General features: G+C 64.3%; 18 protein-coding genes. 1 reads left to right on the top strand and 17 read right to left on the bottom strand.

Going from position 1 to position 24,153, the window contains the following annotated elements; genetic code table 11:
• Positions 1-87 precede the first annotated feature (87 nt).
• The 17 genes from HHL14_RS07280 to HHL14_RS07200 all read right to left on the bottom strand — a co-directional run bounded on the left by HHL14_RS07280 (position 88) and on the right by HHL14_RS07200 (position 21,948).
• The gene (locus tag HHL14_RS07280; protein ID WP_169496921.1) at positions 88-1,287 is read right to left on the bottom strand and encodes an acetyl-CoA C-acyltransferase; all 1,200 of its coding nucleotides are present in this window, start codon (positions 1,285-1,287) and stop codon (positions 88-90) included.
• A 27-nt stretch (positions 1,288-1,314) separates the two neighbouring features.
• A complete protein-coding gene (locus HHL14_RS07275) occupies positions 1,315-3,750 on the bottom strand; it encodes a 3-hydroxyacyl-CoA dehydrogenase/enoyl-CoA hydratase family protein (protein WP_169496920.1) in 2,436 nt (811 codons plus the stop codon).
• A gap of 135 nt (positions 3,751-3,885) precedes the next feature.
• Positions 3,886-5,673: an acyl-CoA dehydrogenase C-terminal domain-containing protein gene (locus tag HHL14_RS07270; RefSeq protein WP_169496919.1), complete on the bottom strand. Its 1,788-nt coding sequence runs from the start codon at positions 5,671-5,673 to the stop codon at positions 3,886-3,888.
• 96 nt (positions 5,674-5,769) lie between these two features.
• A complete protein-coding gene (locus HHL14_RS07265; RefSeq protein ID WP_169496918.1) occupies positions 5,770-6,369 on the bottom strand; it encodes a TetR/AcrR family transcriptional regulator in 600 nt (199 codons plus the stop codon).
• A 296-nt stretch (positions 6,370-6,665) separates the two neighbouring features.
• Positions 6,666-7,922 (bottom strand): cardiolipin synthase ClsB, encoded by a 1,257-nt coding sequence (clsB, locus tag HHL14_RS07260; protein ID WP_169496917.1) that lies wholly within the window; start codon positions 7,920-7,922, stop codon positions 6,666-6,668.
• Complete coding sequence (nudB, locus tag HHL14_RS07255) at positions 7,919-8,434, bottom strand: dihydroneopterin triphosphate diphosphatase (RefSeq protein WP_169496916.1); 516 nt, start codon at positions 8,432-8,434, stop codon at positions 7,919-7,921. The genes clsB and nudB overlap by 4 nt, the downstream gene beginning before the upstream one ends.
• Before the next feature lie 230 nt (positions 8,435-8,664).
• Positions 8,665-10,464 (bottom strand): aspartate--tRNA ligase, encoded by a 1,800-nt coding sequence (gene aspS, locus HHL14_RS07250; protein WP_169496915.1) that lies wholly within the window; start codon positions 10,462-10,464, stop codon positions 8,665-8,667.
• Positions 10,465-10,539: 75 nt separating this feature from the next.
• Entirely contained in the window at positions 10,540-11,196 is a 657-nt protein-coding gene (locus tag HHL14_RS07245) for a DUF502 domain-containing protein (protein ID WP_169496914.1), read from the bottom strand.
• A 76-nt stretch (positions 11,197-11,272) separates the two neighbouring features.
• The gene (locus HHL14_RS07240; protein WP_169496913.1) at positions 11,273-11,599 is read right to left on the bottom strand and encodes an FmdB family zinc ribbon protein; all 327 of its coding nucleotides are present in this window, start codon (positions 11,597-11,599) and stop codon (positions 11,273-11,275) included.
• A 189-nt stretch (positions 11,600-11,788) separates the two neighbouring features.
• A complete protein-coding gene (locus HHL14_RS07235) occupies positions 11,789-12,412 on the bottom strand; it encodes a methyltransferase domain-containing protein (RefSeq protein WP_169496912.1) in 624 nt (207 codons plus the stop codon).
• Positions 12,413-12,638: 226 nt separating this feature from the next.
• Complete coding sequence (gene ubiB, locus HHL14_RS07230; RefSeq protein WP_169496911.1) at positions 12,639-14,216, bottom strand: ubiquinone biosynthesis regulatory protein kinase UbiB; 1,578 nt, start codon at positions 14,214-14,216, stop codon at positions 12,639-12,641.
• A 15-nt stretch (positions 14,217-14,231) separates the two neighbouring features.
• On the bottom strand, positions 14,232-14,876 hold the full coding sequence (locus HHL14_RS07225) for a ubiquinone biosynthesis accessory factor UbiJ (RefSeq protein ID WP_169496910.1): 645 nt from the start codon (positions 14,874-14,876) through the stop codon (positions 14,232-14,234).
• Between the two features lie 182 nt (positions 14,877-15,058).
• Positions 15,059-16,060, bottom strand: coding sequence for a Tim44 domain-containing protein (locus tag HHL14_RS07220; RefSeq protein ID WP_169496909.1), 1,002 nt, complete (start codon positions 16,058-16,060; stop codon positions 15,059-15,061).
• Positions 16,061-16,097: 37 nt separating this feature from the next.
• Complete coding sequence (gene ubiE, locus HHL14_RS07215) at positions 16,098-16,829, bottom strand: bifunctional demethylmenaquinone methyltransferase/2-methoxy-6-polyprenyl-1,4-benzoquinol methylase UbiE (protein ID WP_169496908.1); 732 nt, start codon at positions 16,827-16,829, stop codon at positions 16,098-16,100.
• Between the two features lie 66 nt (positions 16,830-16,895).
• Positions 16,896-17,309 (bottom strand): gamma-butyrobetaine hydroxylase-like domain-containing protein, encoded by a 414-nt coding sequence (locus HHL14_RS07210; RefSeq protein ID WP_169496907.1) that lies wholly within the window; start codon positions 17,307-17,309, stop codon positions 16,896-16,898.
• A 97-nt stretch (positions 17,310-17,406) separates the two neighbouring features.
• Positions 17,407-17,835, bottom strand: coding sequence for an HIT family protein (locus HHL14_RS07205; RefSeq protein ID WP_169496906.1), 429 nt, complete (start codon positions 17,833-17,835; stop codon positions 17,407-17,409).
• A 33-nt stretch (positions 17,836-17,868) separates the two neighbouring features.
• Positions 17,869-21,948, bottom strand: coding sequence for a DUF3683 domain-containing protein (locus HHL14_RS07200; RefSeq protein WP_169496905.1), 4,080 nt, complete (start codon positions 21,946-21,948; stop codon positions 17,869-17,871).
• 635 nt (positions 21,949-22,583) lie between these two features.
• Between HHL14_RS07200 and ilvA the strand changes: the two genes are divergently transcribed.
• Complete coding sequence (ilvA, locus tag HHL14_RS07195; RefSeq protein ID WP_329601634.1) at positions 22,584-24,149, top strand: threonine ammonia-lyase, biosynthetic; 1,566 nt, start codon at positions 22,584-22,586, stop codon at positions 24,147-24,149.
• The last annotated feature ends 4 nt before the right edge of the window (positions 24,150-24,153 follow it).

Raw genomic sequence — 24,153 nt, 5'->3', positions numbered from 1 at the left:
CGCAAGCCGGGTGGCCTGCGAACCGTTGCGTCGTCCGTCGCGGTACGAACATGGCGGACGATACCGCGCGGACCCTCGCGAACCCGCTTACAGACGCTCGATAATGCCCGCCGCGCCCATGCCGGTGCCGACGCACATCGTCACCATGCCGTACTTATAGTTGCGGCGGCGCAGGCCATGCACGACGGTCGCCGCGCGAATCGCGCCGGTCGCACCGAGCGGGTGGCCCAGTGCGATCGCGCCGCCGAGCGGGTTGATCTTCGACGTGTCGAGCCCGAGGTCCTGAATCACCGCCAGCGATTGCGCGGCGAACGCCTCGTTCAACTCGATCCAGTCGAGATCGTCCTGCGTGAGACCGGCGGCCTTCAGCGCGGCCGGAATCGCTTCCTTCGGACCGATGCCCATGATTTCCGGCGGCACGCCACGCACCGCGAAGCTGACGAAGCGCGCGAGCGGCGTCAGGTTGAACTGCTTGAGGATCTTCTCCGACACGACGATCAACGCGCCCGCGCCGTCCGAGGTCTGCGAGCTGTTACCGGCCGTCACCGAACCCTTGTTCGCGAACACCGCGCGCAGCTTCGCGAGCCCTTCCATCGACGTCTCCGCGCGCGGACCTTCGTCGAGCTTGACCTCACGCGTCTTCACGCTGACTTCGCCGCTCGCGAGATCGGGGAAACGCTCGGTGAGCGTGTACGCGGCGATTTCGTCGTTGAATTCGCCGGCCTGCTGCGCAGCGATCGCGCGACGGTGCGATTCGACCGAGAACGCGTCCTGCGCTTCGCGGCTGATCTTCCAGCGCTCGGCGACCTTCTCCGCGGTCAGGCCCATGCCGTACGCGATGCCGATGTCTTCGTTGCGATCGAAGATGTGCGGCGACAGCGACGGCTTGTTGCCCATCATCGGCACCATGCTCATCGATTCGCAGCCGCCCGCGATCATCGCGTCCGCCTCGCCGACGCGGATGCGGTCCGCAGCCATTGCGAGCGCGGTCAGACCCGACGCGCAGAAGCGGTTCACCGTGACGCCGCCGACCGTGTTCGGCAGGCCGGCGAGCAGCGCGCCGATGCGCGCGACGTTCAGGCCCTGCTCCGCTTCCGGAATCGCGCAGCCGACGATCGCATCTTCGATCACGCTGGTGTCGAGACCCGGCACTTGCGCGACCGCTGATTTGATCGCGTGCACCAGCAGCTCATCGGGGCGCGTGTTCCTGAACACGCCGCGCGGCGCCTTGCCGATCGGCGTACGGCTCGCGGCGACGATATATGCGTCCTGCAATTGCTTTGCCATTTCGAGTTCCTCTTCTTTGGTCGCCGCTTAGTTGCGCACCGGCTTGCCGGTCTGCAGCATGCCCATAATCCGTTCCTGCGTCTTCTGCGTGCCGAGCAGATCGACGAACGCACGACGCTCGAGTTGCAGCAGCCATTCTTCGTCGACGAGGCTGCCCGCTTCGACGTCGCCGCCGCACACCGCTTCCGCGATGCGGCTCGCGATCAGGAAGTCGTGGTCGCTGATGAAGCGGCCGTCGCGCATGTTCACGAGCGACGCCTTGATCGTCGAGATCGCCGAGCGGCCCGCGACCGGCACCTGCACCGCGCGCAACGGCGCACGGTAGCCCGCCGCGGCAAGCGCGCGCGCTTCCTTCTTCGCGACGTCGAGCAGTTCGAACACGTTGAAGACGATCGTGTCCGACGGCTTCAGGTAGCCCATCGAGCGGGCGTCGAGCGCGGAGGCCGAGACCTTCGCCATCGCCGCGTTCTCGAACGACTTCTGCACGAACTTCAGCAGATCGTTGGTCGCGCCGACCTGGCTCGCCGCTTCCGCCGCGCGCAGCGCCGCTTCCTTCAGGCCGCCGCCTGCCGGCACCAGACCCACGCCGACTTCGACGAGACCCATATAGCTCTCGATGTGCGCGACGCGCTTCGCGCTATGCAGCGCGAGCTCGCAGCCACCGCCGAGCGCGATGCCCGAGATCGCCGAGATCACCGGCACGTTCGCGTACTTCACGCGCAGCATGCCTTGCTGGAATTTCTTCACGAACGGCTCGATGCCCTTCGCGCCGCCCATCATGAACGCGGGCATCGCCTCTTCGAGGTTCGCGCCCGCCGAGAACGGACCGCCCGGCGTGCCGAGCTTGAGCGAAGTAGGCTGCCACACCACCAGCCCCTTGTAGTCCTTCTCGGCCAGCTCGATCGCCTGCGTCAGACCGTCGATCACCGACGGTCCGATCGTGTTCATCTTGCTCTTGAACGACACGATCAGCACGTCGTTCTCACCCGCGCGATCGTCGACCCATGCGCGCACCGCGTCGGTTTCGAACAGCGTCTTGCCGTAGGTCTTCGGATCGGCGCCGGTTTCGCCGACGAGCGGCGCGCGGAACACCTGCTTGCGATACACGTCGAGCGACGAGCGCGGCACGACGCGCTTCGCGGCCGGCGACCACGAACCTTCAGCCGTGTGCACGCCACCCTTCTCGGCGACCGTGCCTTCGAGCACCCACGACGGCAGCGGCACGTTGGCGAGCGCCTTGCCCGCCGCGATGTCTTCCTGCACCCATTCGGCGACCTGCTTCCAGCCGGCCGTCTGCCAGCCTTCGAACGGGCCTTCGTTCCAGCCGAAGCCCCAGCGGATCGCGAGGTCGACGTCGCGCGCGTTGTCGGCAATCGACTCCAGATGCACCGCGATGTAGTGATAGACGTCGCGGAAAATCGACCACAGGAACTGCGCCTGCGGATGCTGCGTTTCGCGCAGCAGCTTCAGACGCTCGGCAGCCGGACGCTTCAGAATACGACCGACGATGTCGTCCGCCTTCGCGCCGCCGTCGATGTACTCGCCCGTCTTCGGATCGAGTACCTTGATCGCCTTGCCTTCCTTCTTGTAGAAGCCGCCGCCCGTCTTCTGGCCGAGCGCGCCCTTCTTCACCAGTTCGGCCAGCACGGCCGGCGTTTCGTAGACCGGGAAGAACGGATCGTCCGGCAGCGTGTCCTGCATCGTCTTGATCACGTGCGCCATCGTGTCGAGACCGACCACGTCGGCGGTGCGGAACGTCGCCGACTTCGCGCGGCCGAGACGCGAACCGGTCAGGTCGTCCACTTCGTCGAAACGCAGACCGAACTTCGCGGCTTCGGTAATCACCGCGAGGATCGAGAAAATACCGACGCGGTTGGCGATGAAGTTCGGCGTGTCTTTCGCGCGCACGACGCCCTTGCCGACCACGCTGGTCAGGAACGTTTCGAGCTGGTCGAGAATTTCCGGGCGCGTCGTCGCGGTCGGGATCAGTTCGACCAGATGCATGTAGCGCGGCGGATTGAAGAAGTGCACGCCGCAGAAACGCGCCTTCAGTTCGTCGGCGAAACCTTCGGACAGTGCGGTAATCGACAGACCCGACGTGTTGGTCGCGAAGATCGCGTTCGGGCCGATGTGCGGCGCGACCTTCTTGTAGAGGTCGTGCTTCCAGTCCATCCGCTCGGCGATCGCTTCGATCACGACGTCGCATTCGGCGAGCTTTTCGATGTCGTCGTCGTAGTTCGCGGGCTGGATGTATTGCGCGTCGTCCTTCACGCCGAACGGCGCCGGCGACAGCTTCTTCAGATTCTCGATCGCCTTCAGCGCGATCGCGTTCTTCGGGCCTTCTTTTGCCGGCAGGTCGAACAGCAGCACGGGCACCTTGGCGTTGATCAGGTGCGCGGCGATCTGCGCGCCCATCACGCCGGCGCCGAGCACGGCTACCTTGCGAATGATCAGATTGCTCACGTCGTTTCTCCGGAGAGTGATGCGGTGGCGCGAAGCGTCAGGCGGGCTTCGCGCGAGGTGTGGCGGGAGCGAGGCGGCGCACTGTCGTGCACTTCGTCGTGCGATTCATGCGGCGCCTCGCGTGAGGGATCGGCGTTAGAACAACGCTTCTTCGACGTCCATCATCGGCTTCGAACCGGCGCGCGCCTGGCGGATCGTCATCGCCGTTTCGGGCAGCAGCTTCGCGAAGTAGAAGCGCGCGGTGGCGAGCTTCGACTTGTAGAACGGATCGCCCGATGCTTCCTTGTCCAGCGCGACGCGTGCCATGCGCGCCCAGAAGTACGAGAACACCAGGTGGCCAACGGTGCGCAGATACGGCACGGCCGCGGCGCCGACTTCGTCCGGGTTCTGCATTGCCTTCATGCCGATTTCCATCGTCAGCTTCTGCACCTTTTCACCGATGTCGGCGAGCGGGTTCACGAACTCCTGCATTTCCGGCTTGATGCCTTCGGCCTCGACGAACTGGGCCACCAGCTTGCCGAACTTCTTCATCTTCGCGCCCATGTCGCCGAGCACCTTGCGGCCGAGCAGGTCGAGCGACTGGATGCCGTTGGTGCCTTCGTAGATCATGTTGATGCGCGCGTCGCGCACGTACTGCTCCATGCCCCATTCGGCGATGAAGCCGTGGCCGCCGTAAATCTGCATCGCGTGATTGGTGCCTTCGAACGCGTTGTCCGACAGGAACGCCTTCAGGATCGGCGTGAGCAGCGCGACGAGGTCGGCGGCTTCCTTGCGCTCGGCTTCGTCCGCGTGCGACAGCTCTTTGTCGATGTGCAGCGCCGACCAGTACGAGAACGCGCGGCCGGCTTCGGCGTAGGCCTTCTGCGTGAGCAGCATGCGACGCACGTCCGGATGCACGATGATCGGATCGGCGGCTTTCTCCGGCGCCTTCGGGCCGGTCAGCGAGCGCATCTGCAGACGCTCTTTCGCGTAGGTGAGCGAGTTCTGATACGCGACTTCGGTGAGCCCGAGGCTCTGCATGCCGACGCCGAGACGCGCCGCGTTCATCATCACGAACATCGCGTTCAGGCCTTTGTTCGGCTCGCCGACGAGCCAGCCCTTCGCGTTGTCGAGATTGATCACGCAGGTCGCGTTGCCATGGATGCCCATCTTGTGCTCGATCGAGCCGCACTTCACGCCGTTGCGCTCGCCGGGCTCGCCCGCTTCGTTCGGCACGAACTTCGGCACGATGAACAGCGAAATGCCCTTGGTGCCCTTCGGCGCATCCGGCAGACGCGCGAGCACGAGGTGCACGATGTTCTCCGACAGATCGTGCTCGCCGCTCGAGATAAAGATCTTGGTGCCGCTGATCGCGTACGAACCGTCGCCGTTCGGCTCGGCCTTGGTGCGCAGAATGCCGAGGTCGGTGCCGCAATGCGGCTCGGTCAGACACATCGTGCCGGTCCAGATGCCGGCGACGAGTTTCGGCAGATAGCGTTGCTGCAATTCCGGCGTGCCGTGCGCGTGCAGGCATTCGTACGCGCCGTGCGACAGACCCGGATACATCGTCCAGGCCTGATTCGCCGAGTTCAGCATTTCATAGAGCGCGTTGTTGACGAACGCGGGCAGCCCCTGGCCGCCGTATTCCGGATCGCAGCCAAGCGCCGGCCAGCCGGCTTCGACGTATTGTTGATAGGCTTCCTTGAAGCCCTTCGGCGTGGTCACGACACCGTCGCCGGCGTACGTGCAGCCTTCCTGATCGCCGCTGTGATTGAGCGGGAACAGCACTTCGGAGCAGAACTTGCCGGCTTCCTCGAGTACCGCGTTGATCGTGTCGGCATCGAGATCCGCGTGCTTCGGCATTTGCCGGAGTTCGGCTTCGACGTTAAGCAGTTCGTGCAACACGAATTGCATGTCGCGCAGCGGCGCGGCGTACTGTCCCATGACTCTCTCCCAAGATTGACTAAAAGCCAGGCCGTTGGCCGGGTCCGTGGACGGACCTTCTGCGCGGCGCGTTTCCGGTGAATTCCGGCGACGCCGCTAACGGCTTTCGCTCTGATACGAGTTAATCAGTTTTTCCAGCGAGGCCCACGTCAGACGCACCGCATCCGGCAGATGCAGGAAGCGCGCGTCATGATGCAGACCAAGCGTGACGCTATACAGTTCGAAGAGCATCAGCTGCGGATCGGTATCGGCCCGCAGATGGCCTTCTTCCATCGCCTGCGAAATCGCGCGCGTGAGTGCCGCACGCCACATCGTCACGCTCGCCACCAGTTGCTCGCGCACCTGGCTGTCCGCGCGATCGTCGTATTCGACGGCACCGCTGATGTAGATGCATCCCGTCGTGACTTCCTGAATGCGCTTCTCGATCCAGCGGGAAATCATCGCGCGCAGGCGCGGCAGACCTCGCGGTTCGCGCAGACTCGGGAAAAACACCTCTTCTTCGAAGCGGTGGTGATATTCGCGCACGACCTCGACCTGCAGATCCTCGCGCGACCCGAAATGCGCAAACACACCGCTCTTGCTCATCTGCATACGCTCGGCGAGCAAACCGATGGTCAGACCTTCCAGTCCGTCACGGCTTGCCAGATCGAGTGCTGCATCGAGAATCGCGACTCGCGTTTGTTCGCCTTTTCGCATAGCTTTTTTACCGTTCTAATGTGCCGAAATTAAAATCGAACGGCCGTACTATTATTCAGGGCGACCGTCCGCTAAACAAGGACTTTATTAGAAACCGGTGTCTAACCGGGACTCTAATTTTGCGGCTTTCGTCAATCAGATCAATCAGATTTTTAGAGGCGTTTGTCTTGATTGAAGGGTTGCCGATCAGCGCGCACGTGTTCTCTTTCTTCTTACGTTCGCTACGGCTCGCCGATAGTCGACGCTTGCCGTGATTACACCGACATGATGTAGTCGGCGCCGGACTTTCGCGAAGCCTAGTCGTAGCCGCCGACCGTCAGCAGTTTCATCGCGAGACGATAGCTCAGGTACGCGATCCAGCTCAGCGCGCGCACGCGGGCCGGGCGCGATTCGTAGTGCGCTTCATCGATCGGGCGCGCGTCCGCGAACGCGCCAAGGATCGCTTCGCGCAATCCGGCGATGGCCGGATCGTGGACCAGCACCACGTTCGCCTCGTTGTTGAGCATCAGGCTCAACGCATCGAGATTCGACGAACCGACGGTGCCCCAGTTCGAATCGACCACCGCGACCTTGCCGTGCAGCAGCGTCTTCTCATACTCGGCGATCTTCACGCCCGCGCGCAGCAGCGCGTTGTAGAGGAACGGCACCGCGTAATCGAGCGCCTTGAACTCCTTGCGCCCGATGATCAGCTTCACCACCACGCCGCGCCGCGCCGCGTACACGAGCGCGCGACGCAGCTTGCGCCCCGGCATGAAGTACGGATTGGCGAGCAGGATTTCGTGGCGCGCCTGGCCGATCGCGGCGAGGTAGGCCTTTTCGATCGCGCGACGGTTGATCAGGTTGTCGCGCGCAACGAACGCCACGCACGGCTCGCCGCGCGCCCACAGCTCCTCGTTGCGGCGCCGTCTGCGCCGCCGCAGGCTGCCGAGCGACGCGGTATCGTGCGGCGTCAGGTCCGGCTTCATCGATTCGAGCGGCCGATGGCCGACGCGAATCCGCCGCCATTGCACGTCGATCGCATCGCGCACGTCGGCGACCACCGGGCCGCGCAGCTCGACCGCGAAGTCCCAACGGCGGTACGGCAGCTTCTCGCCGTTGTTCTCGTAGTCGTCGACGATGTTGATGCCGCCGCAATACGCGATCTCGCCATCGATCACCGCGAGCTTGCGGTGCGTGCGCGAAAAGCCGAAGCGGCCGAACAGATGCGGGTTGTAGATGCGATGTTCGATGCCGGCATCCGGCCATTGCTCGAACATCTTCAGGCGCGCGGTGCCGATGCCGTCGGTGATCACGCGTACCCGCACGCCGCGCGCGGCCGCGCGCAGCAAGGCCTCGTTAACCGCCAGGCCCGATTCATCGTCGCAGAAGATGTAGGTTTCGAGCGCGACGCTTTGCGCGGCGGCATCGATGCGCTCGATCAGCGCGTCGAAGAATTCGTCGCCGGAGCGCAGCAGCTTGACCTCGTTGTTACTGGTGAAGCGGTAGCGCTGCCAGTAACGGCGGCCGAGCAGCGTGTGCCGCAGTCGCGCGAAACGACCGCCGCCTGCGCTCACTGGCCACGCTCCCCGGCCAGCGGGCCGGCCTGCGGATCGGTGGAACGCGCGGCGAGCCGGCGCGGCAGCTGCAGGATCGCATCGGCATTCGATGCCGAGAAGCAGCGCGACGCCGCCTCCTCGTGCGGCAGCCACAGAAACGCGGTGTGTTCGCGTGGCGCGAGCGTCACGTCGATGCGCTCGGGCACCTGCAGGCTGAACCAGTGCTCGGTGTTGCGGATCACGCCCGCTTCGTAGCGATGGCGGAATTCCGGGTAGATTTCGTAGTCGATCGCGTACTGCCAGTCGAACAGCGCGCTGTGCGGCACCAGCGCGCCGCCGATCATGATGCCGGTTTCCTCGCCGACTTCACGCACCGCCGTGTCGGCGAGCGGCTCGTCGAGCCGGTCCTTCGAGCCCGTCACCGACTGCCAGAAACCGGCATGATCGGCGCGCTCGAGCAGCAGCACATCGAGCGCGGGCGTATGGATGACGACGAGGACGGACTGCGGAATTTTCGGCGGTTTCGGCATGGCTGGAAACTAGGCGCGACGATGCGCGCGGTACATGTCGGATGACGGTCGAAAGGGGTTGGAAAGCGGTGGCCTCACTGTAACGCAAAAAACGAAAAAGGCGCTGAGGTGGTTTCCCTCAGCGCCTTTTCGTTGCACCTGTGTGGCTTTTTTGCGGTCGCGGGCCGGTTGGCCTGATGCGCGACCGCTGATACCGACCGCTCGCTGGTCGCACGAAGCGACCGCGGGCTTTACGCCTTCGGTTCCGGCGTGCGCAGACGGATGTGCAGTTCGCGCAACTGGCGCTCGTCGACTTCGCTCGGCGCCTGCGTAAGCAGACACTGCGCGCGCTGCGTCTTCGGGAACGCGATCACGTCGCGGATCGAATCGGCGCCGGCCATCATCGTGACGATGCGGTCCAGACCGAACGCGATACCGCCGTGCGGCGGCGCGCCGTATTGCAGCGCGTCGAGCAGGAAGCCGAACTTGGCCTGCGCTTCTTCCGCGTTGATCTTCAGCGCGCGGAACACCTTGCTCTGCACTTCTTCACGATGGATACGCACCGAGCCGCCGCCGATTTCCCAGCCGTTCAGCACCATGTCGTAAGCCTTCGCGAGGCAGCGCGCCGGGTCCGTTTCGAGATACTCGAGGTGCTCGTCCTTCGGGCTCGTGAACGGGTGGTGCGCGGCGACGTAGCGGTTGTCTTCCTCGTCGTACTCGAACATCGGGAAGTCGATCACCCACAGCGGCTTCCAGCCGGATTCGACCAGACCGTTGGCCTTGCCGAATTCCGAATGACCGATCTTCAGGCGCAGCGCGCCGAGGCTGTCGTTGACGACCTTCGCGCGATCCGCCGCGAAGAAAATGATGTCGCCGTCTTGTGCGCCGGTGCGCTCGATGATCGCCTTCAGCGCTTCGTCGTGCAGGTTCTTGACGATCGGGCTTTGCAGACCGTCACGGCCCTTCGCCGCTTCGTTGACCTTGATCCATGCGAGGCCCTTCGCGCCGTAGATGCGCACGAATTCCGTGTAGCTGTCGATATCGCCACGCGACAGCTCGCCGCCCTTCGGCACGCGCAGCGCCGCGACGCGACCGTCTTTCGTGTTGGCCGGCGTGCTGAACACCTTGAAGTCGACGTCGCGCATCGCGTCCGTCAGATCCGTGAATTCGAGCTTCACGCGCAGGTCCGGCTTGTCCGAACCGAAACGGCGCATCGCTTCCGAATACAGCATGACCGGGAATTTCTCGGCCAGTTCGACGCCGATGGTCGTCTTGAACACGTGACGGATCATCGCTTCGAACAGATCGCGGATTTCCTGTTCCGACAGGAACGAGGTTTCGCAGTCGATCTGCGTGAATTCCGGCTGACGGTCGGCGCGCAGGTCTTCGTCGCGGAAACACTTGACGATCTGGTAGTAACGGTCGAAGTTCGCGACCATCAGCAGCTGCTTGAACAGCTGCGGCGACTGCGGCAGCGCGAAGAACTGGCCCGGGTTGGTACGCGACGGCACGAGATAGTCGCGCGCGCCTTCCGGCGTGCTCTTGGTCAGCATCGGCGTTTCGATGTCGATGAAGCCCTGCTCGTCGAGGTACTTGCGCACTTCGATCGCGACGCGATAGCGCAGACGCAGGTTGTGCTGCATCTGCGGACGGCGCAGATCGAGCACGCGATGCGTGAGGCGCGTGGTTTCCGACAGGTTGTCGTCGTCGAGCTGGAACGGCGGCGTGATCGACGCGTTCAGCACGATCAGCTCGTGGCACAGCACTTCGATCTTGCCGCTCTTCAGCGACGCGTTGGTCGTGCCTTCCGGACGGCTGCGCACGACGCCCTTGATCTGCACGCAGAACTCGTTGCGCACGCCTTCGGCGACCTTGAACATGTCCGCGCGATCCGGATCGCAGACGACCTGAACGAGCCCTTCGCGATCGCGCAGGTCGATGAAGATGACGCCGCCATGGTCGCGGCGGCGGCTTACCCAGCCACACAGCGAGACGGATTGGCCCAGCAGTTCTTCGGTCACCAGACCGCAGTATTCAGATCTCATCGACATGATGTTTGTCTTTCGTTTTGCATTGGTTGAACGGCGCGCCGCAGGTGAACCTGCATGAAACGGTGCGCGCCGGCATTACAGCGGAGGCTCGACGGTGGTACGGCGCACCGGCGCCGGCGGCGGCGCGGACGGCGCCACGACGCCCATCGAGACGATGTACTTGAGCGCAGCGTCGACGGTCATGTCGAGCTCGATCACTTCGCTTTTCGGCACCATCAGGAAGAAGCCGGACGTCGGATTCGGCGTGGTCGGCACGTAGACGCTGACGAAGTCTTCCTTCAGGTGGTTGACCACGTCGCCGCCCGGCACGCCGGTCAGAAACGCGATCGTATAGGAACCGCGGCGCGGGTACTCGATCAGCAACGCCTTGCGAAACGCGTTGCCGCTGCTCGACAGCAGCGTGTCGGATACCTGCTTGACGCTGGTGTACAGCGGGCCGACCACCGGAATGTGCGCGACCAGCAGTTCCCACCACTTCACGAGCTTCTGCCCAATGAAGTTTTGCGTCAACAACCCGACGACAAAGATGAACGCGAGCGTGAGCACCGCGCCGAGGCCGGGCAGGCGATAGCCGATCGCGCGTTCCGGCTGCCACGAGGTGGGCAGCAGCAACAGCGTCTGGTCCATCGTGCCGATGATCAGACCGAGCACCCACAGTGTGATGGCCAGAGGCACCAGCACCAGCAGGCCAGTCAGAAACACCGATTTGAGCGTCGTTTTTTTCGTCGTCATGTGTACCGCCAGAAAGCCGCGCGGGCCGAAGCCCGACACGCGGTCGATGCGCCACCCGCACGGGGCGGCTGTCCCACTAGGCGCTGCCGGATCCGCTCGGGCTCGCGGCGGGAGCCGCGGCGGCGGGGGTCGCAGGCGCGGCCGGAGCTGCGTCCGCGGTGGCTGCCGGCGCCGCTTCGGACTTCGCTTCCGAGGTGGCCGGCGCGCTCGTGCCGCCGCTGCCGCCGCGGAAATCGGTCACGTACCAGCCCGAGCCCTTCAGCTGGAAGCCGGCGGCGGTGAGCTGCTTGCTAAAAGTGTCTTTTCCGCACTCGGGACACTGCGTCAACTGGGGGTCGCTCATCTTCTGGAGCACGTCCTTCCCGAAGCCGCATGACCCGCAACGATAAGCGTAGATCGGCATGATCCTTTCCTACTCCCAATCCCTACTGAAATCTTGTAAACGCTTGCAAAGCCTTGAATTATAGCCGCAAACGATGACCGCTCCCCGGATTTCGGGAAGCGCACGCGCGACGCGCGCGTCATCGCGGTAGATGGGGACGGCTCGCGAAGCTGTCAAGAGCGACCGGCGCAGTGTAGGCGCCTCACCGCGTCACGGGCGACGCCGCCAGGTCAGCCAGCGCTCGCGTCCGGCGAACACCGCGATCGAATCGGCCACCGCCTCGTCTTCGATCAGCTCGAAGTACGGTGTGAGCACCGCGTCGAGTTCGCCGCGCTCGACCCCGAACGGCGGCCCCTTGGGCGTCGCGCCGAGGAAAAAGAAACCCGCGAGCAACGCGCCGGCCGGCAGCAGTTCCGCCATCCGCCGCGCGTAATCGGCGCGCCGCGTCGGCGGCAGCGCGCAGAAAAACGCCCGCTCATAAATCCACGCCAGTTTGAACGGCGGCTCATAGGTGAAGAAATCCGCCTGCTCGACCAGTTGCGCGTGCTGCGCGCCAAGCTGCTCGCGCGCCGCCGCGACGGCCGCCGGCGAGAAGTCGATCGCGCGCACCGGATTGCCCTGCCGCGCGAGCCACACCGCTTCGTACGCGCTGCCGCAGCCCGGGATCAGCACCGCGGCATCGCGATGACGGTCGGCGAACGCGCGAAACGCCGACGGCACGCCCGCCTGATCCCATGGCGTGAAATGGCGCTCGAAACGTTCGTCCCAGAACTCGGGCGCGTTGGGGTCGCGAGTCGAGAAATCGGGTATGGAAGGTTGGGTCGGATCGCTCATCGGATGCCTCGTACAGGTTGCGGTCGGCCCGCCATTGGAAGCGGAGCACAGGACCGGTGGACCAAACTGGCGGCTGGGGTCGGCGTTCAGGTCGGCGGCGCCTGCCAGCAGGCGACCGGCGGCTGGCTCGACCGGCAACCGGAACAAGCGGTCGCGCTTAGTCGCTGCGTGGCTAACCGCTTAGCCCGGCGCGGGGCCCGCCGCTCAACTGCCGCTCAACCGCCACTCAACCGCCATAAGCCAGCGCCAGAAATGCCCGCGCCAGCACCGCGCCCACGCCGACCGCCACGCCAAACAGCAGCAGTCCCTGCAGCAAACGGTTGGTGCGCTTCTGCTCGAGCAGAATCTGGCGGATCACGTCATCGTTCGCACCGCCGACCGGATGATGCCGCTCGGCCAGCATGTGATGAACGAGGCGCGGCAACTGCGGCAGCGTCTTGCTCCACTGCGGCGCCTCGATCTTCAGACGCTCGTACCAGCCGCGCAAGCCGATCTGCTCGTTCATCCAGCGTTCGAGGTAAGGCTTCGCGGTCTTCCACAGATCCAGCTCCGGATCGAGCGAGCGGCCAAGGCCTTCGACGTTCAGCATGGTCTTTTGCAACAGCACGAGTTGCGGCTGGATCTCGACGTTGAAACGGCGCGACGTCGAAAACAGCCGCATCAGCACCTGACCGAGCGAAATATCTTTCAGCGCCCGATCGAAATACGGCTCGCAGACCGCGCGGATCGCGCTTTCCAGTTCCTCGACGCGGGTGGTCGGCGGCACCCAGCCGGACTCCAGATGCAGCGTCGCGACGCGGTGGTAGTCGCGCTTGAAAAACGCGAGGAAGTTCTGCGCGAGGTAGTTCTTATCGAAGTCCGACAGCGCACCGATGATGCCGAAGTCGAGCGCGATATAGCGCCCGAAGTGCGCCGGATCGAGGCTCACCTGGATGTTGCCCGGATGCATGTCGGCGTGGAAAAAACCATCGCGAAACACCTGCGTGAAGAAAATCTCCACGCCTTCGCGCGCCAGCTTCGGAATGTCGACGCCCGCCGCGCGCAGCGTGTCGACCTGGCTGATCGGCACGCCGACCATGCGCTCCATCACCAGCACCGTGGGCGTACAGAACTCCCAGTACATTTCCGGCACCAGCAGCAGGTCGAGCCCCTGGAAGTTGCGGCGCAACTGGCTGCCGTTGGCCGCCTCGCGCATCAGGTCGAGTTCGTCGTGCAGATACTTGTCGAATTCGGCGACTACCTCGCGCGGCTTCAGACGCTTGCCGTCGGCCCACAGACGCTCGGCCCACACGGCGATGTCGCGCAGCAGCGCGAGATCGGAATCGATCACCGGCAGCATGTTCGGGCGCAGCACCTTCACCGCGACCGCCTTGCCCGCATGCTGACCGGCCTTGACCTTCGCGAAGTGCACCTGCGCGATCGACGCGCTCGCGACCGGCACCCGCTCGAAATCGTCGAACAGCACGTCGACCGGCGCGCCGAGCGACTTCTCGACCAGCCCGATCGCAACCGCCGAATCGAACGGGGGCACCTGGTCCTGCAACTTCGCGAGTTCGTTGGCGATGTCGACCGGCAGCAGATCGCGGCGCGTGGACAGCACCTGGCCGAACTTGACGAAGATCGGCCCGAGACTTTCGAGCGCGAGCCGCAGACGCACGCCGGGAGGCGCATCGAACTTGCGGCCGAGGGTGGTGATCCGCAGCAACAGGCGCACGCGCCGGTCGTTGATGCGGATCAGCATCATTTCATCGAGGCCGAAGCGGATGACGGTGAAGAATATTTTGAGGAAACGCAGAAAACGCATAGCTGGGCCCGGTGACTAGCGCGTGCCGCGCGACATGGCGGCGCCGCCCGGCGCATACGCGCCGCGGGCTTCGACCTTCTGTTCGAGACGCTCGATACGCTTTTCCACGCGCGCCAGCGAATCGCGCGCGCGGGCCAGCTCGACGTTGAAGTCCGCGAGCGCGGTGCGGCGCACCAGCTGCGGATTTTCGTCGAGCAGATATTCAGCGGCAGTATCGAGCAGATTGCGGCCGGTGCGCTGCACATGCTCACCGACCGAACGCACCACCGATGCAATGCGCCACGCCGGCCCATCGCCGATCAGCTTCGCGAGATCCTCTTCCGGCTCCCAACGCAGATGCTCGGCGAGCTTCGCGATGACGGTCGCGAACTCGGCATCGCCCTCGATCTTCACGTGCTTCATCACGGCGGCCTGGCCGCCTTGCAGGAAGGCGGGCAACGCATCGGACGGCACCGAGATCGTCACGTCGCATTGCGGCGCGTCGGCTTCGTCGAGCGTGCCGAGGTAACCGTCCGGCTGCACGAGCAGCGCGAGCACAACCGGTGGACATGACAGACGGGCGGTCTTGCCCGCGTACGGGGCGAGACGCTCACGAGCCCACGATTCGCGGGCGAGCAGATGATTGACAGCAGCAGCGAAGGGCTTGGCGGCAAGGGTCATCGAAAGTGGCAAGAAAAAACCCGCGCAAGCGAGGTGCTTGCGCGGGTTCCTATTGTAACGTCCGTTCGCTTCGCGGCCTGCTATGCCGAACGGCCTATTCGATGCGCACACGATGCGCAAGGTCAACGCCGCACGGGGCTTTTTTCAAGACAAACCTCGCGCAGCGCTTCAGCACATCAGTGTCAGTGCTGCTCGACCTGCTGGATGCCGGCGAGCAACCAGCCTTCGCCAGTGCGGTTCGCCTTGGTCAGATTCCAGACCTCGACGAACGGCTCGGCAGCCGCGCCCGGCTCCTCGCGAATCAGCCCTGAGAAGCGCACGCTCGCGAAGTACTCGTTTGCGCGCTCCTCGACACCGAGCATCTCGGCGTTCAGCTGCACGACGTCGGTCTGATTCGACTGCATGCCGCGCGATGCCAGATCGACGCGCACCTCGGCGAACATTTCCGGCGTCGTGAATTCGCGGATGTCCTCGACGTTGCCGACGTCCCACGCGGCCTGCAGGCGCACGAAGTACACCTTCGCGTTACGCAGGAACGCTTCCGAATCGAAATCGGCCGGCACCGAAGGCGTCGCGCCGACGGACGGCGTGGTCAGCGGATTGCCTTGCGGTTCGAGATACGAGCCGGTGGGCGGCGCGGTGTAACGCGGCTCCTGCTGCGCATAGCCGGTGCCGCCCGTATTCAGCGACGGCGCGCTGCCCGCGTAGGCCGGCTGCGCGGTAGCGCGCTTGCGGCCCATAAAGCGGCGGATCAGCCAGATCGCCACCATCGCGATCAACGCAATCACGATCATATTGGCGAACATGCCGGCGAACGCCTCGCCGAGCCCGAAGTGCGACAGCAACGCGGCGATGCCGAGACCCGCGGCGAGACCGGCGATCGGCCCCAGCCAACGGTTGCGATTCGGCGCGGCAGGCGGCGTGGGCGTAGGCTGCGCGCGCTGCTGCGTGGCCTGATTAGCCTGATTGCTCTGCGACGGCTGCGACGGCGGCGGAGTCTGGCGCTGCTGCTGCAGGCTATTCGACTGACGGCCGATGCTGCGGCCGCCGCCCATGCGGCGAGCTTCCGCGTCGAGAGAAGCCAGGGTGCCGGTCATCAGCAGACCGACCATTGCAAGCAGTCCGATTCTTCTCGCCAAAGACCGCTTAACCTTACGGGGAGATAACAAATTAGAATCGGACATTTCTGAATTTCCTTTAAAAATCGATGGGTTAGGGTTCCTAGTACTTGGTCCCCACATGTAAAGCTACCACGCCAGCTGACAAATTGTAATATTTGACGCCATCGAGTCCAGCTTGTTCCATCATTGTTTTCAAAGTTTCCTGGTCCGGATGCATGCGGATCGACTCCGCCAGGTACTGGTAGCTGTCCGCGTCCTTGGCGAAGCGCTCGCCGAGCCACGGCAACACCTTGAACGAATAGATATCGTAAACCTTCTTCAGCGGGTCCCAAACCTTCGAGAATTCCAGCACCAGCAGGCGCCCCGCCGGCTTCAGCACGCGCCGCATTTCCGCGAGCGCGACGTCCTTGTGGGTCATGTTGCGCAGACCGAACGCGACCGTCACGACGTCGAAGTAGTTGTCCGGAAACGGAATTTTCTCCGCGTCGCAGAGCAGCGTCGGCGTGACGATGCCCTTGTCGATCAACCGGTCGCGGCCCACGCGCAGCATCGATTCATTGATGTCGGTATGCCAGACCTCGCCTGTCTCGCCCGCCTGTTTCGCGAATGCCTTCGAGAGGTCGCCCGTGCCGCCCGCGATGTCGAGCACTTTGTAGCCCGGCCGCACGTTCGCCTGGGCGATCGTGAACACCTTCCACGCCCGGTGCAATCCGCCCGACATCAGGTCGTTCATCAAGTCGTAGTTGGCCGCGACCGAGTGGAACACCCCCGCCACCTTCTGCGCCTTGTCCTGTTCGTCGACCGATTGAAAGCCGAAGTGGGTTTTGCTCATCGCGCTCGTCCTTTCGCGTGTTCTTGAATGTTGCGCCGCTCAGGCGGCGTTCGGGGGCGAATCGTATCAGTGACAGTGGCCGTGCGCAGCGGCGGCGGGCACCATCGGCGTGTCGCGGTCGATGCCGGCCGCGGCCAGTTTCGCGAGATACGCCTGCCACAGTTCATCCTGCCGCACCGCCATGTCGTACAGCAGATCCCACGAATAGATGCCGGTGGCGTGGCCGTCGGAGAACGTGGGCTGCAGCGCGTAATTGCCAACACCTTCGATCATCGTGATTGTCACGTCGCGCTTGCCGGTCTGCAGCGTTTCCTGGCCGGGTCCGTGGCCCTGCACTTCCGCCGACGGCGAATACACGCGCAGCAGCTCGAACGGCACACGATACGCCGCGCCGTCCGCATACTGCAATTCGAGCACGCGCGATTTCGAATGCACGACCACGCCGGTCGGCACCGGCGTCTCGGGAGTCAATCCGCTCATGTTGAGCCTCATAAGATAACGGCGGGGCGCCGCGCCGGTTACAGCCCGCAAGGCGAGCCCGGTACGCGGCGACGGTTCAGCGACAACTTCGTGACGCTCAGCCCAACGCCTGTTCGATTTCCTGCCGTACCGCTTCGCGCAGCAGCGTGGCTTGCGCGCGGCGCGCCGACAGCATCGCTTCGGACACCGTGCGCTGGCGCGGCGCCCAGATCGGCAGGGGGAAATGTGCGTCGTTCGAATAACGCGGAATTACGTGCCAGTGCACGTGCGGCACCTGGTTGCCGAGGCTCGCGAGATTCACCTTCACGGGCTGCATCACCCGGCGGATCGCGCGCTCGACCGCGTACACGGCCTTCATCACGCGATCACGCTCGCCACCAGAAAGATCCGAAAACTCGGCGACGTGCGCGTTCCAGATCACCCGGCAAAAGCCCGGGTAATCGTGTTCGTCGGCGAGAACGACTCGCAGCGAGTCGTCCTGCCACAGCACATCGCCGCCGTCTTCACGGCAAAAAACGCAGTCCATCGTCGTCCTCAGCAAAAATCGTTGGTCGTGCCATTAAACCAGCACGCGCTCGATTCCGCCATTGTTCGCCCGTTGAACGTAATCCGCCATCCAGTTCTCGCCGAGCACGTGGCGTGCCATCTCGACCACGATGTAGTCGGCTTCGGTCCCCGCGTCCTCGTTGTAGCGCGACAGCCCTTGCAGGCACGACGGGCAGCTGGTGAGAATCTTGACGTCGGTCGCACCTGCATTGCCGCCGCCGTTGCCATTGCCCGGCTGCGGACCGTCGCCGGCCGATGCATTGGCCGGATTGATCGCGTTCGCGCCCGCGTCGGCGACCACCGGAATGCCGCGCAGCTTCGCCGCGCCCTTGCGCATCTCCTCTTCCTTGCGGAAGCGCACCTGGGTCGAGATGTCCGGACGCGTGACCGCGAGCGTGCCCGACTCGCCACAGCAGCGATCGTTCTTCTCGATCTTGTAGCCGTCGTTCTCCGAGCCCATCAGCTGATTGACGAGCTTGACCGGATCGATCGTCTTGATCGGCGAATGGCACGGGTCGTGGTACATGTAGCGCACGCCGTTCACGCCGTCGAGCTTGATGCCCTTCTCCAGCAGATACTCGTGAATGTCGATGATCCGGCAGCCCGGGAAGATCTTTTCGAATTCATAACCGGCAAGCTGGTCGTAGCACGTGCCGCACGACACCACCACCGTCTTGATGTCGAGGTAGTTCAGCGTATTGGCGACGCGGTGGAACAGCACGCGGTTGTCGGTGACGATCTGCTCGGCCTTGTCGAACTGACCCGAGCCGCGCTGCGGATAGCCGCAGCACAGATAGCCCGGCGGCAGCACCGTTTGCACGCCCGCTTCCCACAGCATCGCCTGGGTCGCGAGACCGACCTGCGAGAACAGCCGCTCGGAGCCGCAGCCCGGGAAGTAGAACACCGCTTCCGTGTCGGCGGTGGTCGTCTTCGGATTGCGGATGATCGGGACGATCTTGTTGTCCTCGATGTCGAGCAACGCGCGCGCGGTCTTCTTCGGCAGGTTGCCCGGCATCTTCTTGTTCATGAAGTGGATCACCTGCTGCGTGACCGGCGGCTTGCCGACCGTCGCCGGCGGGTGCGCCGTCTGCTTCTTCGCGAACTTCTTCAGTACTTCGTTGCCGAGGCGCTGCGCCTTGTAGCCGACGCCCATCATCGCGGTGCGCGCGAGGTTGATGGTCTGCGGATTGGTCGCGTTCAGGAAGAACATGCCCGCCGCGTTGCCCGGGTTGAACTTCTTCTTGCCCATCTTGCGCAGCAGGTTGCGCATGTTCATCGTCACGTCGCCGAAGTCGATCTTCACCGGGCACGGCGTCACGCATTTGTGACAGACGGTGCAGTGATCGGCGACGTCGTTGAACTCGTCCCAGTGCTTGATCGACACGCCGCGGCGGGTCTGCTCTTCGTACAGGAACGCCTCGACCAGCAGCGAGGTGGCGAGAATCTTGTTGCGCGGGCTGTACAGCAGGTTCGCGCGCGGCACGTGGGTCGCGCACACCGGCTTGCACTTGCCGCAGCGCAGGCAGTCCTTGATCGACTCGGAAATCGCGCCGATGTCGGACTGCTGCATGATCAGCGATTCGTAGCCCATCAGCCCGAAGCTCGGCGTGTACGCGTTGCGCAGGTCCGCGCCTTCGAGCAGCTTGCCCGCATTGAAGCGACCGAGCGGATCGACGCGCTGCTTGTACTTGCGGAATTCGCCGATCTCGTCGTCGGTCAGGAATTCGAGCTTGGTGATGCCGATGCCGTGCTCGCCGGAAATCACGCCGTCGAGCGAACGCGCGAGCTTCATGATGCGCGCGACCGCCGTGTGGGCGTCCTGCAGCATCTCGTAGTTGTCGGAGTTGACCGGCAGATTCGTGTGCACGTTGCCGTCGCCCGCGTGCATGTGCAGCGCGACGAACACGCGGCCGCGCAGCACCTGCTTGTGGATCGCCTGGGCTTCGTCGAGGATCGGCTTGAATTCGCCGCCGTTGAAAATCTGCCGCAATTCGGCGCGGATTTCCTGCTTCCACGACACTCGGATCGTGCGGTCCTGCGCGAGGTGGAACACCGTCGCATCGGGTTGCGCGTCGACGCGGTCGGCGAAGCGCTCGGCGAGCGCCTCGTAGCCGAGGCCGACCAGATAGTGCTGGGCCTCGCGCAGCGACAGGTCGAGCTTGTCGCGCACGAATTCCCAGCGCGTGCGCACGCGCGCGAGCAGATCGAGCGCCTGTTGCACCCGGTCTTCGAGCAGCTCGGCGCTGGGGATTTCGTTCGCGTCGTCGCTCTTGCCGAGCGGCAGCTTGCCGGCCTTGAAGAACGCTTCGAGCGCGTCGACCAGTTGCAGCTTGTTCTTCAGCGACAACTCGATGTTGATGCGCTCGATGCCGTCCGTGTACTCGCCCATCCGGTCGAGCGGAATCACGACGTCTTCGTTGATCTTGAACGCGTTGGTGTGCTTGGCGATCGCGGCGGTGCGGCTGCGGTCGAGCCAGAAGCGCTTGCGCGCCTCGGCGCTGACCGCGACGAAGCCTTCACCGCTCTTGCCGTTGGCCATCCGCACGACTTCGGAGGTGGCCTGCGCGACCGCATCCGCATCGTTACCGACGATGTCGCCGATCAGCACCATCTTCGGAAACGCGTTGCGCTTGCTCTTGGTCGCATAGCCGACCGCGCGCAGATAGCGCTCGTCCAGATGCTCGAGGCCCGCGAGAATCGCGCCGCCCTGGCGCGACGTTTCGAACAGATAGTCCTTGATTTCGACGATGCTCGGAATCGCCTCGCGCGCCTGGCCGAAGAATTCGAGGCAGACGGTGCGCGTATGCGCGGGCATCTTGTGCAGCACCCAGCGCGCGGACGTGATAAGCCCGTCGCAGCCTTCCTTCTGCACGCCCGGCAGGCCGGCGAGGAATTTGTCGGTAACGTCCTTGCCGAGGCCTTCCTTGCGGAACACGCGGCCCTTGATGTCGAGCGCCTCAGTGCGCAGCAGCTTCTCGCCCGGTGCGTAGTTGCCGTCGAACCAGTTCAGCTCGAAACGCGCGACTTCGATGTCGTGAATCTTGCCGAGGTTATGGTCGAGGCGCGTGACTTCGAGCCAGTTCCCTTCCGGGTCGACCATCCGCCACCACGCCAGGTTGTCCAGCGCGGTGCCCCACAGCACCGCCTTCTTGCCGCCCGCGTTCATCGCGACGTTGCCACCGACACACGATGCATCCAGCGAAGTCGGATCGACCGCGAACACGAAGCCGGCCTGCTCGGCCGCTTCGGTCACCCGACGCGTAACGACGCCCGCGCCCGAGAAGATCGTCGCGACCTTGCGATCGACGCCCGGCAGGTCGGTCATCTCGACCGGGCCGAGCTGTTCGAGCTTTTCGGTGTTGATGACGGCCGAGAACGGCGTGAGCGGCACCGCGCCGCCCGTGTAGCCGGTGCCGCCCCCGCGCGGAATCACGGTCAGGCCGAGTTCGAAGCAGGCCTTGATCATGCCGGCGATTTCGGCCTCGGAGTCCGGCGTCAGCACGACGAACGGGTATTCGACGCGCCAGTCGGTCGCGTCGGTCACGTGCGCGACGCGCGACAGACCGTCGAACTTGATGTTGTCTTTCTGCGTGACCTTGCCGAGCACGCGCGTTGCGCGGCGGCGCAGGTCGTAGCTCTTCTGGAACTCGCTGGCGAATTCGTCGATCGCGCGGCGCGCGGCCTGCACCAGCGTTTCGACGCGCGCGGCGCGCTCGATGCCGGCTTCGTCGCCGTGTTCGCTCAGATCGGCGCGGCGGCGCTTCTCGATTTCGGCGAGGCGGTGATTGAGCGCCTCGATCAGCAGCGCGCGGCGCTTCGGGTTGTCGAGCAGGTCATCCTGCAGATACGGATTGCGGCGAACGACCCAGATGTCGCCGAGCACTTCGTACAGCATCCGTGCCGAGCGGCCGGTGCGGCGTTCGGCGCGCAGTTCGGCGAGCGCGTCCCAGGCGTCGTTGCCCAGCAGTCGAATGACGATTTCGCGGTCGGAGAACGACGTGTAGTTATAGGGAATTTCGCGCAGACGCGCTTCGGGATCGGCGGCCACCGCAGCGACGGCGCCGTGCGGATCGAAAACTTGAGGTGCGTTCATGTTTGGACGACTCGGTAGGTCAACCGGGCGCTCTCATCACGAGGCGTCGGCTGACGATGCGCGTGGGGCGCAATGCTTGAAATCTTCTAGGGCTTGCAAGGAAGCGAACGGCCAGCGGTCTACCCACGCCAGCCGTTTCGCGGCACTCAGAGGCAGCTACACGATCGTGCATGACGGACATGACGCTGCGCCGCGGGACACGATTCGCGCGGGACGGGCATCAAGTGGGCGCTCCGGGGCTGCCAGTGCATCTTCCGATCCTTATTCCAAAACGGAATTCTACCGCATGATTCCGCCACGCGTTGACGGTGGAAATCGGGCGGCGGCGGGGGTTCGGGCGGTTTCGGGGCGAACCGGGCGGTGAACCGGTTGGTGAGTCGGGCGGCAAATCGGGCTGTGGATCAGACTGTGAGTCAGGCGGCGGATCGCTCGATCTTTCGCAAGCGCGCGGCCAAGCCCCCATTAACCCCCATTAACCCCCATTAACCCCTATTAACCCCTATTAACCGTCCGGACGGTCGGCTCAATCCCGGGCTAAATCTGGATCGCGGGGTGCGAGAGCAGCCCCGCGCCGGGCACGACACGGCTTGCGGCGAACACGTACAAAGGCCAGAGCGGACACCGTTGGCGCTATCATTGACCCTTTCCCGTCTCACACCGCGCACCGCGCCACCCGCATGGCTTCCCACGACTACCTGAAAAAGACCCTGACCGCGCGCGTCTACGACGTGGCGCGCGAGACCGAACTCGAACGCGCGCCAAACCTGTCGGCGCGGCTGCGCAATCCGGTGTACCTGAAGCGCGAGGACAACCAGCCGGTGTTCTCGTTCAAGCTGCGCGGCGCGTACAACAAGATGGCGCACATCCCGGCCGACGCGCTCGCGCGTGGCGTGATCACCGCGTCGGCGGGCAATCATGCGCAGGGTGTGGCGTTGTCGGCGGCGAGGATGGGCGTGAAGGCGATCATCGTCGTGCCGGTCACGACGCCACAGGTGAAGGTCGACGCAATCCGCACGCATGGCGGGCCGACCGTCGAAGTCGTGCAGTCCGGCGAGTCGTATAGCGACGCGTATGCGCATGCGGTCAAACTGCAGGAAGAGCGCGGCCTGACCTTCGTGCATCCGTTCGACGATCCGTACGTGATCGCGGGTCAGGGCACGGTGGCGATGGAAATCCTCAGCCAGCATCAGGGGCCGATTCACGCGATATTCGTGCCGATCGGCGGCGGCGGTCTTGCGGCAGGTGTTGCGGCTTACGTGAAATCAGTGCGCCCCGAGATCAAGGTGATCGGCGTGCAGACTGATGACTCCTGTGCGATGGCCGCTTCGTTGAAAGCGGGCGAACGCGTCACTTTGAACGAAGTGGGTCTCTTCTCCGACGGCACCGCGGTGAAACTGGTCGGCGAAGAAACCTTCCGTCTGTGCAGCGAGTATCTCGACGACGTGCTGCTCGTGAACACGGACGCGTTGTGCGCCGCGATCAAGGATGTGTTCCAGGACACGCGTAGCGTGCTGGAGCCGGCGGGTTCTTTGGCAGTGGCCGGCCTGAAGCAGTACGCCGAGCGCGAAGGCATCGAGAACCAGACGCTGATCGCGATCACGTCGGGCGCGAACATGAACTTCGACCGCATGCGCTTTGTCGCCGAGCGCGCGGAAGTGGGTGAAGCGCGCGAAGCGGTGTTCGCGGTGACGATCCCCGAAGAGCGCGGCAGCTTCAGGCGCTTCTGCGAACTGGTCGGCACCCGCAGCGTCACCGAATTCAACTACCGGATCGCGGACGCGAACTCCGCGCATATCTTCGTCGGCGTGCAGATCCGCAATCGCAGCGAATCCGCGCAGATCGCGGGCGCGTTCGAAGCGCACGGTTTCGCGACCGTCGATCTGACCTTCGACGAACTGTCGAAGCAGCACATCCGCTACATGGTCGGCGGCCGCTCGCCGCTCGCGCACGACGAACGCCTGTTCCGCTTCGAGTTTCCGGAGCGGCCAGGCGCGCTGATGAAGTTCCTGTCGTCGATGGCGCCGAACTGGAACATCAGCCTGTTCCACTACCGCAACCAGGGCGCGGACTACAGCTCGATTCTGGTCGGCATCCAGGTGCCGGAGAGCGAGAACGCGGCGTTCGAGCGCTTCCTCGCGACACTCGGTTATCCGTACTGGGAAGAGACGAAAAACCCGGTTTATCGACTGTTTCTCGCCTGATTGG

Origin of the sequence: Paraburkholderia antibiotica, assembly GCF_012927125.1 — a bacterium.
GTDB lineage: Bacteria > Pseudomonadota > Gammaproteobacteria > Burkholderiales > Burkholderiaceae > Paraburkholderia > Paraburkholderia antibiotica.
The sequence above is the reverse complement of the archived record's forward strand: the minus strand, read 5'-3'. Positions and strand labels throughout refer to the sequence as shown.

What these genes read in the sequence shown, in the direction of transcription:
- HHL14_RS07280 (WP_169496921.1), bottom strand. Translation starts at nt 1,287, where the DNA reads ATGGCAAAGCAATTGCAGGACGCATATATCGTCGCCGCGAGCCGTACG.
- HHL14_RS07270 (WP_169496919.1), bottom strand. Translation starts at nt 5,673, where the DNA reads ATGGGACAGTACGCCGCGCCGCTGCGCGACATGCAATTCGTGTTGCAC.
- HHL14_RS07265 (WP_169496918.1), bottom strand. Translation starts at nt 6,369, where the DNA reads ATGCGAAAAGGCGAACAAACGCGAGTCGCGATTCTCGATGCAGCACTC.
- nudB (WP_169496916.1), bottom strand. Translation starts at nt 8,434, where the DNA reads ATGCCGAAACCGCCGAAAATTCCGCAGTCCGTCCTCGTCGTCATCCAT.
- aspS (WP_169496915.1), bottom strand. Translation starts at nt 10,464, where the DNA reads ATGTCGATGAGATCTGAATACTGCGGTCTGGTGACCGAAGAACTGCTG.
- HHL14_RS07245 (WP_169496914.1), bottom strand. Translation starts at nt 11,196, where the DNA reads ATGACGACGAAAAAAACGACGCTCAAATCGGTGTTTCTGACTGGCCTG.
- HHL14_RS07240 (WP_169496913.1), bottom strand. Translation starts at nt 11,599, where the DNA reads ATGCCGATCTACGCTTATCGTTGCGGGTCATGCGGCTTCGGGAAGGAC.
- HHL14_RS07235 (WP_169496912.1), bottom strand. Translation starts at nt 12,412, where the DNA reads ATGAGCGATCCGACCCAACCTTCCATACCCGATTTCTCGACTCGCGAC.
- ubiB (WP_169496911.1), bottom strand. Translation starts at nt 14,216, where the DNA reads ATGCGTTTTCTGCGTTTCCTCAAAATATTCTTCACCGTCATCCGCTTC.
- HHL14_RS07225 (WP_169496910.1), bottom strand. Translation starts at nt 14,876, where the DNA reads ATGACCCTTGCCGCCAAGCCCTTCGCTGCTGCTGTCAATCATCTGCTC.
- HHL14_RS07220 (WP_169496909.1), bottom strand. Translation starts at nt 16,060, where the DNA reads ATGTCCGATTCTAATTTGTTATCTCCCCGTAAGGTTAAGCGGTCTTTG.
- ubiE (WP_169496908.1), bottom strand. Translation starts at nt 16,829, where the DNA reads ATGAGCAAAACCCACTTCGGCTTTCAATCGGTCGACGAACAGGACAAG.
- HHL14_RS07210 (WP_169496907.1), bottom strand. Translation starts at nt 17,309, where the DNA reads ATGAGCGGATTGACTCCCGAGACGCCGGTGCCGACCGGCGTGGTCGTG.
- HHL14_RS07205 (WP_169496906.1), bottom strand. Translation starts at nt 17,835, where the DNA reads ATGGACTGCGTTTTTTGCCGTGAAGACGGCGGCGATGTGCTGTGGCAG.
- HHL14_RS07200 (WP_169496905.1), bottom strand. Translation starts at nt 21,948, where the DNA reads ATGAACGCACCTCAAGTTTTCGATCCGCACGGCGCCGTCGCTGCGGTG.